15 protein-coding genes are annotated in these 13,704 nt (G+C 59.4%); 4 read left to right on the forward strand and 11 right to left on the reverse strand.

Translation table 11 applies throughout. From position 1 onward, the window contains the following. Positions 1-5: 5 nt before the first annotated feature. The 6 genes from B0919_RS02790 to pdhA form a co-directional block, all read right to left on the reverse strand. Positions 6-749, reverse strand: a complete 744-nt coding sequence (locus B0919_RS02790; protein WP_078010662.1) for a type III pantothenate kinase — start codon at positions 747-749, stop codon at positions 6-8. A gap of 81 nt (positions 750-830) precedes the next feature. Then, positions 831-2,654 (reverse strand): pseudouridine synthase, encoded by a 1,824-nt coding sequence (locus tag B0919_RS02795; protein WP_254846456.1) that lies wholly within the window; start codon positions 2,652-2,654, stop codon positions 831-833. 204 nt (positions 2,655-2,858) lie between these two features. Next, complete coding sequence (locus B0919_RS02800) at positions 2,859-3,242, reverse strand: TraR/DksA family transcriptional regulator (RefSeq protein ID WP_078010663.1); 384 nt, start codon at positions 3,240-3,242, stop codon at positions 2,859-2,861. Between the two features lie 231 nt (positions 3,243-3,473). Then, a complete protein-coding gene (gene ribH / locus B0919_RS02805; protein WP_078010664.1) occupies positions 3,474-3,950 on the reverse strand; it encodes a 6,7-dimethyl-8-ribityllumazine synthase in 477 nt (158 codons plus the stop codon). Between the two features lie 135 nt (positions 3,951-4,085). Then, on the reverse strand, positions 4,086-4,859 hold the full coding sequence (locus B0919_RS02810) for a tetratricopeptide repeat protein (protein ID WP_139361859.1): 774 nt from the start codon (positions 4,857-4,859) through the stop codon (positions 4,086-4,088). A 61-nt stretch (positions 4,860-4,920) separates the two neighbouring features. Beyond that, positions 4,921-6,084: a pyruvate dehydrogenase (acetyl-transferring) E1 component subunit alpha gene (gene pdhA / locus B0919_RS02815; RefSeq protein ID WP_254846457.1), complete on the reverse strand. Its 1,164-nt coding sequence runs from the start codon at positions 6,082-6,084 to the stop codon at positions 4,921-4,923. Between the two features lie 75 nt (positions 6,085-6,159). Here pdhA and recF point away from each other — a divergent pair, with 75 nt between their 5' ends. Both recF and B0919_RS02825 read left to right on the forward strand, forming a co-directional pair. Then, positions 6,160-7,272: a DNA replication/repair protein RecF gene (recF, locus tag B0919_RS02820; protein WP_078010665.1), complete on the forward strand. Its 1,113-nt coding sequence runs from the start codon at positions 6,160-6,162 to the stop codon at positions 7,270-7,272. Between the two features lie 83 nt (positions 7,273-7,355). Beyond that, entirely contained in the window at positions 7,356-7,673 is a 318-nt protein-coding gene (locus B0919_RS02825) for a DUF721 domain-containing protein (RefSeq protein WP_078010666.1), read from the forward strand. A 398-nt stretch (positions 7,674-8,071) separates the two neighbouring features. Here B0919_RS02825 and B0919_RS24550 read toward each other — a convergent pair whose 3' ends face one another. Together B0919_RS24550 and B0919_RS02830 are read right to left on the reverse strand one after the other, a co-directional pair. After that, a complete protein-coding gene (locus tag B0919_RS24550; protein WP_139361860.1) occupies positions 8,072-8,446 on the reverse strand; it encodes a hypothetical protein in 375 nt (124 codons plus the stop codon). Between the two features lie 323 nt (positions 8,447-8,769). Further along, on the reverse strand, positions 8,770-9,624 hold the full coding sequence (locus tag B0919_RS02830; protein WP_078010667.1) for a glycerophosphodiester phosphodiesterase family protein: 855 nt from the start codon (positions 9,622-9,624) through the stop codon (positions 8,770-8,772). A 194-nt stretch (positions 9,625-9,818) separates the two neighbouring features. On the opposite strand from B0919_RS02830, the gene B0919_RS02835 reads away from it, so the two are divergent. Then, positions 9,819-10,448 (forward strand): DUF2939 domain-containing protein, encoded by a 630-nt coding sequence (locus B0919_RS02835; RefSeq protein ID WP_139361861.1) that lies wholly within the window; start codon positions 9,819-9,821, stop codon positions 10,446-10,448. An 82-nt stretch (positions 10,449-10,530) separates the two neighbouring features. Here the strand turns inward: B0919_RS02835 and B0919_RS25480 are convergent, their stop codons facing one another. The 3 genes from B0919_RS25480 to B0919_RS02850 all read right to left on the reverse strand — a co-directional run bounded on the left by B0919_RS25480 (position 10,531) and on the right by B0919_RS02850 (position 12,577). Continuing rightward, on the reverse strand, positions 10,531-10,812 hold the full coding sequence (locus B0919_RS25480; RefSeq protein ID WP_217700987.1) for a PLD nuclease N-terminal domain-containing protein: 282 nt from the start codon (positions 10,810-10,812) through the stop codon (positions 10,531-10,533). Positions 10,813-10,919: 107 nt separating this feature from the next. After that, entirely contained in the window at positions 10,920-11,555 is a 636-nt protein-coding gene (locus B0919_RS02845; RefSeq protein ID WP_317043879.1) for a rhomboid family intramembrane serine protease, read from the reverse strand. A gap of 44 nt (positions 11,556-11,599) precedes the next feature. Next, positions 11,600-12,577: a polyprenyl synthetase family protein gene (locus B0919_RS02850; RefSeq protein WP_078010669.1), complete on the reverse strand. Its 978-nt coding sequence runs from the start codon at positions 12,575-12,577 to the stop codon at positions 11,600-11,602. Positions 12,578-13,087: 510 nt separating this feature from the next. Here B0919_RS02850 and B0919_RS02855 point away from each other — a divergent pair. After that, positions 13,088-13,606 carry an energy transducer TonB gene (locus tag B0919_RS02855; RefSeq protein WP_176132822.1) on the forward strand — a complete coding sequence of 173 codons (519 nt, stop codon included), beginning with the start codon at positions 13,088-13,090 and terminating at the stop codon, positions 13,604-13,606. Positions 13,607-13,704 lie beyond the last annotated feature (98 nt).

Raw genomic sequence — 13,704 nt, forward strand, 5'->3', positions numbered from 1 at the left:
GTTTGTTAGCCGACATTAAGCACCAATATTCGGTGAAGGCCGAGCAGAACGAGCTCGGAAACTGCAAAGATGCGGCCTTTGAGCCGCGATTCAAAAAACGCCGCGTCGCCGCCCGTCAGCACCACGGCCAGGCCGGGATGCTGCGCGCGGTAACTGGCAATCATGCCGTTGACCTCGGCCACGGCGCCGTTGAGCGCCCCGCTGAGCATGGCCGTTCGGGTGTCGGTGCCGCACAAGGCTAGCTCGCTGGCCTGCGCTGCGGTGGGCAGCGGCAACTCCGGCAGGCGGCCCGTGAAAGCATGCATGGCCTGCAGGCGCATACGCAGCCCCGGCGCAATGCTGCCGCCTTGGTAGGTGGTATCGGCCGTCACCAGGTCGCACTTGATGCAGGTGCCGGCATCCACCACCAGCAGCGGCCGCCCGGGCAGCAGGTAAGCAGCCCCTACGGCGGCAGCCAGTCGGTCGGCACCCAGGGTCAGGGGCGTGGCATAGGTGTTGGCCAGGGGCACCGCCGTCTGGCCCGGCCGGAAAATTAGCACCTGCGCTAGGCCGGCGTCCATTAGCTCCTGCGCCCATTGTTCGGCCGGAGCCGCTACCGAAGCCAGCACGGCCCGCTCCGCCCCCACGCGCTTGGCTACGGCCAGCAGTTCGGCGGGCGTAGCTATGCTTCCGGCTTCGGTCAGTGCCGCACCCTGGAAGCAGCCGTACTTGGCCGCCGTGTTGCCGATGTCGAGAACCAGAGAGGTCATGGGGTGCAAAAACGGCGGCCCGCTGAAGAGGCTGGGCCGCCGTTGGTATAGAGCCCGGGCCAGGCCGCGGGGGTTGCGTGCTTACATGAAATATTTCAGGCGGATAACCTCCTTTTCGGTTAGGTAGCGCCAGTTGCCGCGGGGCAGGTCTTTCTTCGTCAGGCCAGCGTACTGCACGCGGTCCAGCGTCTTCACCTCGTAGCCCAGGTGCTCGAAGATACGGCGCACGATGCGGTTGCGACCGATGTGAATTTCCACACCCACGAAGCGCGGGTTGTCGGCCACTACAGCCACGTCGTCCACTTCAGCTTTGCCGTCTTCCAGCTCCAACCCGGCCGCAATCTGCCCGAGGTGCTCTTCGGTCAGCGGCTTGTCCAGCTCCACCTGGTACACCTTTTTGTTGCGGTGCGAGGGGTGGCTGAGTTTCTGCGCTACCTCGCCGTCGTTGGTGAAGAGCAGCAGGCCGGTGGTGTTGCGGTCGAGGCGCCCTACGGGGAAGATGCGCTCCTTCGAGGCGTTGGCCACGAGGTCCATCACGGTCTTGCGGCCTTCCGGGTCATCGGTGGTGGTGAGGAAGTCCTTGGGCTTGTTCAGCAGCACGTACACCTGCTTCTCACGCTTCAGGTTCGTCTTGCCGTAGTGCACCGTGTCGGAGGGCTGCACTTTGTAGCCCAGCTCCGTCACTACTTCGCCATTCACCCGGATTTCGCCGGACTCGATCAGCGCATCTGCCTCGCGGCGCGAGCAAACGCCCGCGTTGGCGATGTAGCGGTTCAGGCGGATCGTGCCGTCGTTTTCCGTTTCCTCCCGGCGACGCTTGTTGCCGCGGGTCTTGTCCTCTTCGTAGTAGCGCAGGTTGTTGTAGGCCGGGGCTTCGCTCTGCTCCTGGTTCTGGCCGAAGCGCGTATCGCGCGAACCTTTCTTCAGGCCGGGCTTGCTGGTGAAGGTGTCGCGCCCGGGCTTGCGGCCGAATGCCGGCCGCTCGTCGCGTCCGAAGCGCTCCGGACGACCACCGCGGTCATCGCGGCTGGGCCGTTCACTACGGTCGTTGCCACGTTCAAAGCGGTTGGCCCCGTAGCGCGGCCGCTCGCCTTCGGCCGGGCGGGCAAAGCGGTTCTCACCGCGCTGGTCGTCGCCTTCGAAGCGGCGCTTGGCGCGCGTCTCGTCGGAAAAGCTGGTGCGCTGGCCGCGGGGCGGGCGCTGCTCACCGCTGGCATCACGCCCAAAGCCACGCTCGGGGCGGGCTTCGCCCTCGTTGCCCTCGGAGGGCCGGAAGCTACGGCGCGGGCGCTCCTCCCGGTTATCGTCGAAGCGGCGGGCGGGCCGTTCGCCGCGCTCAAAACGGTTTTCGCCGAACTGGCCTCCTTTCGGGCCGCCAAAATTCGGGCGGCTGCCACCGCCGAAGCCTCCACGCTCCCCTCCCCGGTCATTGCTAAAGCTGCGGCGCGGGCGCTCTTGGTCGTTGCCTTCGGGGCGGCGGCCGTAGCTGGGCCGTTCGCCGCGGTCCGAGCCAAAGCTGCGGCGCGGGGCGCCTTGCTCACCTTCGGGGCGCTCCGATTTGCGGAACTCGGGCTTGTTCAGGCGGCCGCGCATGAAGTCGGCCGCGTCGTCGCGCTCCTCCGGCTTCTCAAACGAACGACGGGGACGCTCGGAACGACGGTCGTCGCCGTCGTTAAACCGGTTGCCGTAGCTCGGGCGATTGTTGCTGTAGCCACCAGCGCCGGGGCCACCAGCCGGCCGGCCAAACGGCGGCCGCGACGGGAACTCCCCGCCTTCGCGGCGGTTGCCGCTCGGGCGGCGGTCATCGCCCCCACGAGGCGTGAAAGGTTTGCCGCCGCGTTGCGGGGCCGAGTCGGGGCGGCCAGGCCGGCGGTTGCCGGGGCCAGAAGAATGCTGCTTACCCATGGGTATTGTTCAGACGCACGGCATCGCTGCCGGGCAAGTGGAGTAATTCGGTATGCGGTCCGATGGCAAACGCTGTCGGAATGATTTTGGTGCGCACCAGGCGCCCTGAAAACAGCGCCCGGACTCGCGCGAGCGGCGCCCTACCTTAAGGCAGGTGCACCGACCGCGCGAGTCCGGGCGGTTGGCTGCGGCGACGCGGCGCGATTAGTCGCGGCGGGCCATCTTAGCTTCGATGGAATGCTGCGTGTGCGGTACGGCGCGCAGGCGCTCCTTCGGAATCAGTTTGCCCGTGCCAATGCACACGCCGTAGGTCCCGTTCTTAATGCGGATGAGCGCATTTTCCAGTTGCTGGATGAACTTCATCTGGCGCGAGGCCAGTTGGTTCAGGCTTTCCTTCTCGGCGGTGTCAGCGCCGTCCTCCAGCACCTTCGAGGGCGAAGCCGTCGTGTCGGTACCCGAGTCGTTGCGGCGGCTGAGGGTTTCTTTGATAAAAGCTACTTCTTTCCGGGCAGCGGCCAGCTTTTCCTGAATGATGGCTTCAAATTCAGCCAGCTCTTCCCGGGAGTAGCGCAGGTTTTCTTCACTCATGGTGGGGGCAGGAAAAAGATGTAATCAGTTGAAGATAAGTGGCTTACCAAGTATGCTTAGCACCTGAATAGCCGTTGGCAAGTACAGAGACAAAGTAGCCAGCTCCGATGAGTGCTGTAATCTACAGTGCTTCAACGCCTTATGGATATCCTAAGTACTCAGACAGCCCGGTTTTCCGGCCGCAAAGCTACGCTTTTGATGGCACTCTAACCACGTTTGTTCATGTAAGGTTCAGAAACCCAGCATATGGATGGCCGTTACCGCAGCTTCCACGCCTTTGTTGCCGTGCTTGCCGCCGGCCCGGTCCCAGGCCTGCGCTTCATCCTCGGTGGTCAGTACCCCGAAGATAACGGGCTTGTTGAACTTCAGCCCAACATTCATCAGCCCCTGCGCTACGGCATGAGCAATAAATTCGTCGTGGCGGGTTTCGCCTTTGATGATTACGCCAAGGCAAATCACGGCGTCGATTTCCTCATGCTGGGCCAGCAGCTGCGCGCCAAGCCCAAGCTCAAAGCTACCGGGTACCGTATTGCGGTAGATGTTCTCCTCTTTGGCACCATGCTTCAGCAGCGTTTCGTAGGCGCCCTGGCACAGGGTATCGGTGATGGTGCGGTTCCACTCGGCTACCACCAGCCCGAAGCGTTTGTCGCTGATATCGGGAAATTGATCGGAGGTATACGAGCTGAGGTTTTTCAGGGATGAGGCCATGGGGAATTAGGCGGGGTAAAAGTTCAAGCCGCAAATATCAGCTTCTTCGCACAGATGCAGCCGGGCCTATAAACAGCAGCGCCGCTCCCTTGTTAGGGAAGCAGCGCTGATTAAAAGCCTGGTGTGGCGCTTAGCTTACTTACCAGCCATGGCCTTGTTGCGGGCTTGGTAGATTTTGGCGTCGTTCAGCTCGGCAGCCGTCGGGTAGTCACTGATGATTTTGGCATACGCTTCGGCAGCACCCGTCAGGTCCTTCTGCATCTCGCGGGCCAAGGCCAGCTTCATGAGGTAGCCAGGCGTGAAGTACTCGTTGGCTTTGTAGTCGGCAGCCTTCTGGTAGTAGTCGGCTGCTTCCTTATACTTCTTCAGCTCCATGTTGGCGTCGCCGATCAGGGCATAGGCCCGAGCTTGCAGCAACAGGTCGTCGGAGGTAAAGTCTTCGAGGTAGTCGATGGCCTGATCGTACTTTCCCTCTTTCAGGGCGGCAGCACCAGCGTAGAAGTTAGCCAGGTTACCAGCCTTGGTACCGCTGTACTCGCTGGCAACGTTCTCCATACCGTCGTACTGACCGTCGCCTTTCAGGGCCTTCTTCAGGGAATCGGCTTCCCAGTAGTTCACGGCCTGGAACATGGCTGCCTGCGCCTTGTCGTCTTGCGACTTGCGCCAAGTGTAGTAGCCGAAGCCCCCGACCACTAGCAGCACGAGTGCAGCCAACAGTCCGAAGACGATGCTCTTGTTGCGACGGACGAACAGCTCAGAATCCTCCAGCCGCGTAGCCAGAGCGTTGGGGTCTTCCAACAGTGGGTGCACGGCGGGCGCATTCGGGTCCGGCTGACCCTCTACTGGCTGCTGGGGCGTCTGGTTCTGGCGCGCCTGCGGCGAGTTGCGCGTAAATGGAATCTTCGACATGAGAGAAGAAAAGGGACGGCCGTACAAGGCCGGCCGTCCGGCTTTAGCTTAAGCGTTGGGGTTACTCGCGGATGTAGGGGTAGTCCGCCTGCACGTACACGTCCTGGAACAGCTCCTCGGCGGGCGGGAACGGCGAGTTCTCCGCAAATTCCACCGACTCGGCTACCTGTGCCTTGATGCGCTCATCAATGGCCTCCAACTCCTGCTCCGTAGCGAACTGGCGCTCCAGAATCACGGCCCGCACGTTCTCGATGGTATCGCGCTGGCGGTAGCCTTCTACTTCTTCCTTGGTGCGGTACTTGGCCGGGTCCGACATGGAGTGGCCTTTGTAGCGGTAGGTCTTAAACTCGAGGAAGGTCGGGCCTTCACCGGCGCGGGCACGCTCGGCGGCACGGGCCACGGCTTGGTGCACTTCCTCCACCTGCATGGCGTCTACCGGCTCGGAGGGCATATCGTAAGCCTCGCCGAGGGTATAGAGGTCCGTCACGTTCGACGTACGCTGCACAGAGGTACCCATGGCGTAGCCGTTGTTCTCCACTACGAAGATGACAGGCAGCTTCCACAGCATAGCCATGTTGAAGGCTTCGTGCAGGGCACCTTGGCGCACGGCCCCGTCGCCCATGTAGCAGATGCAGAGGTTGCCAGTCTTGTTGTACTTCTCGGCAAAGGCAATGCCGGCACCCAGCGGTACCTGACCGCCCACGATGCCGTGGCCGCCCATGAAGCCCACGCTCTTGTCGAACATGTGCATGGAGCCGCCTTTGCCCTTGGAGCAGCCCGTTTCTTTGGCGAAGAGCTCGGCCATAAGGGCGTTGGGCGAAGTGCCGAGTGCCAGCGGGTGGGCGTGGTCGCGGTAAGCCGTGATGTACTTATCACCTTTGCGCAGCGCCGAGACGGCACCGGCTACGCACGCTTCCTGCCCGATGTAAAGGTGGCAGAAACCGCGGATCTTCTGCTGGCCGTAGAGCTGACCCGCCTTCTCTTCGAAGCGGCGCATCAGCATCATGCTCTCGTACCAGCGCATGTACGTATCCTTGTCGAATGCCTGGTTTTGCGCGGCCGGGCTTTTAGCAGCGGCCGCGCCTTGGGGCGTCGGCTGCAGCTCAGAGTCGGGCTGCGGCGGGGTGGGTACCAGCGGCTCCTGTGCCGACTGCTGGGCCTTGGACTTCGCCTTGCTGGTCGAATTGGATGCCTTCGAGGCAGCCTTTACCTTCGTATCCGCCATTAGTTGCTGTTCTAGTTCGGGTTTTGGAATGCGAAAGTACGTAAAAGCATTGCAACTCCGAAACCTACGCCTTGCATGACGCTTGACTCGCTGCACCTGCTCTTTTTCAAGAATTACGATGAAGCCAACTTGGCTCTTTCGCCTCACATCAATTGCTTTATCGGAGAGAATGGCAGCGGCAAGACCAACTTGCTGGACGCTATCCATTACCTGTCGATGACCAAGAGCGCCTTCGCGGCTACCGATGCCCAGTGCATCAAGCAAGGCGCCGATTTTTTTGTGGCCAAGGGCCTCTTTTCACTGCCCGACTCCCCCACCCCCGACACCATTCAGTGCAGCCTGCGGGTAGGCCAGAAGAAGCTCATCACGCACAACAAGCAACCTTACGAGCGTATCTCCGACCACATCGGGCGTTACCCAGTGGTGCTGATTTCCCCCTACGACACCGACCTCATCCGGCAGGGCAGCGAGGAACGCCGGCGCTACTTCGACAGCCTCATTTCCCAGCTCGACCATTCTTACCTAGAGCTACTCATCCAGTACAGCTTCTCGCTCAAGCAACGTAATGCGCTGCTCAAGCAGTTCGCCGAACGGCATACTTTTGACCGCGACTACCTGCAGATTCTGAACGAGCAATTGGTAGCGGCAGGTTCCCAGCTCGTGCAGCTACGGCAGCGTTTCCTGGAAGAGTTCATCCCCATCTTTCAGCGCCACTACCTGGAGCTAGCTGACAGTCGGGAATCGGTGACCCTGGAATACAAGACTCAACTGATTGAGCAGGACTTTGCGGAACTACTGCGCTTGCAGGAGCGAAAGGATATCGCGCTGCAACGGACTACTGTTGGGCCGCATAAGGATGACTTCGTCTTCCTCATGAACGATGGGCTGGCAGTTAAGGCTTTCGGCTCGCAGGGGCAGCAAAAATCGTACGCAATTGCGCTTAAGCTGGCGCAATTTGAGATTCTATCGAACAGTAAAAAGCACAAGCCTCTGCTGCTACTAGATGACATCTTTGACCGCCTAGACGAGCGTCGTATCAAGCGGCTTCTGCAGCTGGTGGCCAACCACACCTTCGGCCAGGTTTTTCTGACCGATACCCACCTGGAACGTACTGACCAAGCGTTGGCGGGGCTATCGGAACAGGTGGCCCGGTTTCGGGTAGAAAACGGCACCGTTCGCCCACTTTAACCGTATAGCTACAGTACCTTTGCAGCCCAACTCAGGCTTTTCCGCCTGGGGCTGGTTTCGCGTATATAGTAGCCATCAACACCTTGAAATCCCGCCACAACCCGGAGTTTTCCCGCCAAGCGGATGTTGTCCCCCTGAAGGATGGCATTCAGGCGTTGCTAAAAGCTTACCGGCTGCAGGGTAAGATGAACGAGGTGTATGTGGTATCGTCTTGGGAACGGATAATGGGCCGGGCGGTAGCACTCAAAACCCAAGAGGTGTACTTCCGGAACGGGAAGCTCTTTGTCCGCCTCACCTCAGCACCATTAAAGCATGAACTCTTCATGGCCAAAACGCGGGTAGCAGAAATCATCAATGCAGAAGTTGGCGAGGAGCTAATCAAGGAGATTGTCTTCTTGTAGGGGCAGCATCTTCTTCCTGCTTAAAAGCAGTACTCCCATTGACAGCTTGGTCTTAGGCCAGCTGTCAATGGGAGTACTGCTTTTTGGGGTAGTAGCTGGAATCATACGGGTATTGTTCCTCTCCCCTACCCTTCCTTGACTCAACAAAGAAGGCAGTAACACAGCTACCGTTCTCTCGCTGTTTCTTACACCCGACCTGGGAAGTAGCGCTCCATAATGAAGGTACTTACACAAGGCCCCTCCGCACTGTCTTGTTGTCTGAGTGGCTTTAGAAAGGATCGAGTTGAGCCCGTCTTCCCTCACCTCAGAAAAGTTAGCTCGCCTGATTATTGTTCAGCTGAACGGATACAGCCGCTGCCTTCCCGTGCTACAAAATGTTCCACGTGAAACATTACTGTTCACTTAGGACCGTAGACTTTTAACAGGAGCTCATTATAAGCCTCTAGCAGGGCAATATACTTTGCTTGGAGGGCCAGTAAGGCCTTTGTAGGGTCCTGATCTACAGACTGTAACGCATGTTGTCTAACAGGCACAGTACCTGTTACAGGCACAGGTGTAAAGTGTAATTGAGACTGTACAGGTGTATCAAAATCATTTGTAAAGTCATGTTGTATCACCTCACCAACACGCTTAACAAAGCTGTAATCCAAAGTTGTCTCTTTGAATTTACGATAAATGGTAGGACGTGTAATACCCAGCTCCTGCACGAGACGACTAATAGAAATACCACTGTTTTTAATGGCTTCCTGCAGGATTTCGCCTTGGTGGGTCATGTAAAAGAGTCGTAAAAGAGCTAGGGTGTAAAGATGTCAAAATTGTTAGATGTATCAAAAGCAGCGTACAAATTTAACTGTGTTACAAGTGACAGATGTTTTGTAACAGCAGCACATATGCAACAGTGTAACACATCAATCGATACAGTAACAATAGTGTTCATTTTACACAACCTGTAACATACACCTGTTTGTGTAGCAATTATGATGCTTCTGCACCCTGATTTCGCTGCGGTGACCCTTGAAGCAGGCTTTTGCTGTAACAAAACAGCTCGACCTGTTAGGGCCGGCTGGGTAAAAGCGTGGAAACTGAGAAGGAAGCTTCAGTGGTGGAATACCTCGGCGGCTCGGTTCGGATAATCAGTTGTGATACCCTGTACACCCGATTGCGCAACACGCAGCAGAGCCTCTTTATCGTTGACGGTCCAGGTCACTATGGGTAACCGGTGCTGCCGGCAGTAGCTCCTCAACTCCTCGGAAAGCAAGGCGAAATCCGGGCCGACAACATCGGGCAAGAACCCTAGCTGAGCGATGTGCTCAGGCAGCGCACGCGCGTCCTCGATGAGCAAGCAAACGCAGTGCGGTGTGAGTTGGCGAGCGGCCTGCACGACACGATGGTCGAAGGACATTAACAGCACTGTTGACGGAGCCAAGCCTGCGCCCGCCGCATCGGCAATAACCTGAGCAACGCTGGTCACGAAAGCTGCCGGGCTGGGATGGAAAATACCGTCGCCGCCGAGGGCGCTTTTCAACTCGATGGAATACGCGGGCAAGGGCCGCTGCAAGTGGGAGCAACGGGCTGCTACGGCCGCAAAAACTTCGCTGAGCAAGGGTTTAAAAGCCGGTTCTGTGGCCTGCTCAGGAAAGCGCGGGTGCCGGCGGGTGCCACAATCGTAACGCCGGATGGTGGCGTAATCGGTCTGGTATAGGTTGAAGGCTTGCCCAGCCGCGGCGGTAAGCACTTGTCCATTCGGGGCAGTGCAGATGTCAGCGTTGAGCCAGGGCTCGTGGGAGACGACGACCTCTCCGGTAGCAGCTATTACCACGTCCAGTTCGAGGCCATCCACGCCCCATTCCAGCGCGTGCAGAAACGCCGGAATGGTATTCTCGGGCCGCAGACCGCGGCAACCGCGGTGGCCGTAAATAAGGGGACGTGAAGGTGGATTGATGCTGCTCATACAGCCTTGTACGATGATTAGCCTTGGCAGAGAAGACAACCACGCGCAGGGCCTGCTCAGCGCACCATACTGAGCCTTATTTGACCACTACACCGACAAAAGCAGCTACCCTTAATCAGAAAATAAGACTGTGGTAGAGCAAACCGACTATATTTTTGTTCACTTCACTTTAATACTCTTCCCTAAGCGTCGGCATGAAACGTCTTCTATTGATTTTGGTCTTAGTGGTGCTCGTGGTGGGCGGCTACTTGTATTACCGCGACCTGACTACCGGGCCCAAGTTTGCCTTGGGGCAGGCCGCCAAGGCTGTGCACGACCACGACGTGAGCAGCTTCGAAAAGTATGTGGACGTAGAAAGCGTGACTGGTAGCCTAGTGGATCAGGTCGCTGATCAGGGCAAAGCGCTTGGTATGATGCTGCCGGGCGGTGGACTAGTGGCTAAGGGTATGCTGGGCCTGGCTAAGCCGCAGCTTGCTAAGGCTGCTCGTAAGGAGGTCCAGCGCTTCGTGGAAACAGGCTCCCTGGAAGCCGCAGCCGAAAGCCAGCCGCAACGCCTGGTAAAGGTCTCATTGGCGGGTTTGGCCAGCAAGGTCATCAGCCCGGAGAGTTCCTTCAAGGGCGTGAAATACGTGAACGAGCAGGGTGAGCAGGCGCTGGTGGGGTTGGAGTTTACGCAGCCGAAGTTCGACACGACGATGGTGCTGGAAGTGAAGATGCGCGACCGGGGCGAGTACTGGCAGGTAACGGAAATCACCAACCTAGGGCAGACGCTGGCACACGTGGCACGCATGGAAAAGCAACGGCTACTGGGCGGTAAACAGTAAGCTGAACTAAGACTTCTTTAAACGAAGAGGCCCCGACGCGATGTGCGTCGGGGCCTCTTCGTTTGGTAGTATCAGCTCGGGCTTAGGATTTGCCGCGACCCGAAATCAGGTAGTAGAGAATCAGACCCAGGACTGGCAGCAGATAAATGATGGCTATCCACAGCAGCTTCTTGCCCAAGGACCACGGCTGACGCAGCGCGTCGATCATGGCCACCACGTCAAGAATCAGAACGAGCGCGCCCCACATGGTGTAGCTACCGGCGTCGTTGCGGCGGCTGCAGCTGGAGAGAGTCAGGGTCGAAAAGAAGGCCATCAGCGTAGCTAACGGCCCGAAGGAAGAACGAAGGTTTGCAATGCGGTTCATGGAGGTGCTTGGTTTGGAGGTAAGGAGAAGGGTTTTGGTGCTTCTCTTACGCAAGCATGCCGCAATGGATATAACCAGGACTATTGGTTATCAATCAAATAATTGATTTACAGGTATTTATCACTTATTTGTTGCCAAAATTCGAGAATGGCAGTGGGGTGAAGCAGGCTGGTGAGCAGTACGCCGTAGAGGGCACCGTAAAAGTGGGCGTCGTGGTTGATGTTGTCGCCGGAGCGGCGGCCCTGGAAGTAGGAGTACGCCAAGTAGAGAAAGCCGAACAGGAAGGGCTGAATCGGGAAAGGGATAGGGAAGATGTAGATGCCGCCCCGTTCGCTGACGGGGAAGAGCAGCACCGAAGCAAACACCACCGAGGCGACGCCGCCGGAGGCGCCGAGGCTGCGGTATTGCGCATCCTTGTTGTGGCGCAGGTAGGTGGGCACGTCGGAAAGGATGATGCCGCCCAGGTATAGCAGCAGGAACGTAAGCAGCCCATAGAGCACACCTGACTCATTGATGAACCGTCCCAGCACCAGTTGCCCGAAGGAGTAGAAGGCAAACATGTTGAAGAAAAGGTGCATGAAATCGGCGTGCAGGAAGCCGGAGGTGAGGAAGCGGTACCACTCGTGGTGCTGGCGCACGCGGTAGGGGCTGAAGATCCAGCGGTCCAGCAGGCTGTGATTGTTCCAGGCGTAGATGGAAATGCCGCAGGTAAGCGCAATCAGGATCAGAACGGGGTTCAGCATTGGCAGGGAAGAAAATCAGAGGGAATGGCAAACACGCAGGAACATCAGTTCTCGCGCTCCATCAGCTGCAGGGCTAACCCGCGCAGCAGGGCTTTGCGTTCAGCGGGGGCCTGCACGGCATCAAGGTGAGCCAGGGCATCCTGGAAGTAGTCGTTGATGAGAGCCTCGGTACTGGCCCGGATGGCAAGCTGGTCGTAAACGGCCGTTACGGCCGTTACCTTGGCTTCGGCGATTTCTTCTGAGTTCTGCCCCAGCCAGTGGCGCAGCGTGGCTTCCTGGGCCTGGTTTGCGCGCTCCAGCGCAGTAAGGAGCAGATAGGTCTTCTTATCACTGACGATGTCGCCGCCAACGCGCTTGCCGAAGGTGGCCGCGTCGCCATAGACGTCGAGCAAATCGTCGCGCAGCTGGAAGGCCAGGCCGATGTCGACGCCGAAGCGGCGCAGGTGGTCGGCATCCTCCGCGGAAGCGCCGCCGAGGCGGGCACCCAGCTCCAGCGCGAAGCCGAGGAGCACGGCGGTTTTCAGGCGGATCATGTCGAGGTACTCGGGGATGCTGACCTGGGGGCGCGTCTCGAAGTTCATGTCGAGCTGCTGGCCTTCGCAGACTTCGGCGGCCGTCTGGCTGAAGCGCTGGAGGGACTCGCGCAGCAGGGCTGGCTCGATGTCGAAGAGCAGTTCGTAGGCGCGCACCAGCATCACGTCGCCGGAGAGGATGGCCACGTTGGGGTTCCACTTCATGTGCACGGTGGGCTGGCCGCGGCGCAGCGGGGCCTGGTCCATGATGTCGTCGTGGAGCAGGGTGAAGTTGTGGAATACTTCGATGGCCAGGGCAGGCTTCAGGGCCAGCTGCTCCCAGTGGTCCGAGTAGAGGTAAGCACCGAGCAGGGTGAGCAACGGGCGAATGCGCTTACCGCCCATGCTCATGCTGTAGCGAATGGGCTCGTAGAGTTCGAGAGGCTCGGTGCCGTATTGCTGGGCGGCCAGGGCCTGGGTGAGGGGCGTGAAGAAAGGGGTAATATCCACAGATGAGAGGCGGCGTATGGTGGCTTGCAAGGTACGGAGGGAGGGCGGCACGCGGCGGAACGGGCGGAGGTATACAGCCTGGCGGCGCGTTGCCAGGCAAGTCAAAGACTTGCTCCTGTTGGGCGTCGGTCAGTCTGCGCTTCGCTTAAGACTGACAACAGGGGGCGGCCGGGCTTTGGACGACTGGGGTTATGCTTTGGAGGGTCGTGACTGGGGCTTGGGAGGGCGGGCTGGGCTCAGGACGGGTATAACTGGGCTTTGAAGGATTGGGGCCGGGCTTTGGGAGGTTGAGGCGGGGCTTTGGACGCGTGTGACCCAACTTTGGATGACCGGGGCCGAGCTTTGGATGATTACGGCTAGGCTTTGGATGACTGGAGCCGGGCTTTGGGATTCTTGAGCAAAAAACGTGAGGGCCGGCCGCAAAATCTGCCGCGCCGGTGTGGTGACGGCGGGATGGTTAAACGATATCGGCGCCGCCTGACGTTGTTTGCAAACCTTGACGCTACGGCTATGAACGATGCCCTTCCTCCATTGCGCTGGCTGCCGGTGGCGCTGCTGCTCACGCTGCCGCTTTCGGCCACGGCGCAGCGTGCCTACAACAACTGGGTGAACCCCAACAGCGGCCGGCCCGCGCCGGAAGCCCGGAAGCCCAAGCCAGCTGCCAAGCCCCAACCAGCACCCGCGCCCGCGTACCGACAGCCAGATTCCGTTGGGGGCAAAGCGGTGTTTTTACGCGTCGAGCAGATGCCGGTGTACCCGGGCGGGCACGAGGCTATGCAGCAGTACATCCGCAAGCACTTGCAGCGGCCCAAAGGCTCACCCCGGCTATCGGGGCCGGTGCAGGTGACGTTTACCGTGCTGCAGAACGGCACGGTGGCCAATGCCCACGTCAGGCCCGGCACCGGGCTGGATGCGCGTTACGACGCGGCGGCGGTGCAGGTCATCAGCGAGCTGAAAGGCTTCAGCGGAGGCCGGCGCAACGGCGAGCCGGCCGACCTGGAAGTAACCCTGCCGGTGGAGTTCCGGTAGCGGCGCCGGCGGCCGATGTTCGTGTTATTGGGGCCGGGCTTGTGACGACCGGAGCTGGCATGCGAACGGTTGCGTCCCGGCTTGCGACCATCGGGACT

The sequence above is a fragment of the Hymenobacter sp. CRA2 genome, assembly GCF_002007105.1.
GTDB lineage: Bacteria > Bacteroidota > Bacteroidia > Cytophagales > Hymenobacteraceae > Solirubrum.

Excerpts from the sequence above, each read along its gene's own strand:
- B0919_RS02790 (WP_078010662.1), bottom strand. The coding sequence starts at position 749 with ATGACCTCTCTGGTTCTCGACATCGGCAACACGGCGGCCAAGTACGGC.
- B0919_RS02795 (WP_254846456.1), bottom strand. The coding sequence starts at position 2,654 with ATGGGTAAGCAGCATTCTTCTGGCCCCGGCAACCGCCGGCCTGGCCGC.
- B0919_RS02800 (WP_078010663.1), bottom strand. The coding sequence starts at position 3,242 with ATGAGTGAAGAAAACCTGCGCTACTCCCGGGAAGAGCTGGCTGAATTT.
- ribH (WP_078010664.1), bottom strand. The coding sequence starts at position 3,950 with ATGGCCTCATCCCTGAAAAACCTCAGCTCGTATACCTCCGATCAATTT.
- B0919_RS02810 (WP_139361859.1), bottom strand. The coding sequence starts at position 4,859 with ATGTCGAAGATTCCATTTACGCGCAACTCGCCGCAGGCGCGCCAGAAC.
- pdhA (WP_254846457.1), bottom strand. The coding sequence starts at position 6,084 with ATGGCGGATACGAAGGTAAAGGCTGCCTCGAAGGCATCCAATTCGACC.
- recF (WP_078010665.1), top strand. The coding sequence starts at position 6,160 with ATGACGCTTGACTCGCTGCACCTGCTCTTTTTCAAGAATTACGATGAA.
- B0919_RS24550 (WP_139361860.1), bottom strand. The coding sequence starts at position 8,446 with ATGACCCACCAAGGCGAAATCCTGCAGGAAGCCATTAAAAACAGTGGT.
- B0919_RS02830 (WP_078010667.1), bottom strand. The coding sequence starts at position 9,624 with ATGAGCAGCATCAATCCACCTTCACGTCCCCTTATTTACGGCCACCGC.
- B0919_RS02835 (WP_139361861.1), top strand. The coding sequence starts at position 9,819 with ATGAAACGTCTTCTATTGATTTTGGTCTTAGTGGTGCTCGTGGTGGGC.
- B0919_RS25480 (WP_217700987.1), bottom strand. The coding sequence starts at position 10,812 with ATGAACCGCATTGCAAACCTTCGTTCTTCCTTCGGGCCGTTAGCTACG.
- B0919_RS02845 (WP_317043879.1), bottom strand. The coding sequence starts at position 11,555 with ATGCTGAACCCCGTTCTGATCCTGATTGCGCTTACCTGCGGCATTTCC.
- B0919_RS02855 (WP_176132822.1), top strand. The coding sequence starts at position 13,088 with ATGAACGATGCCCTTCCTCCATTGCGCTGGCTGCCGGTGGCGCTGCTG.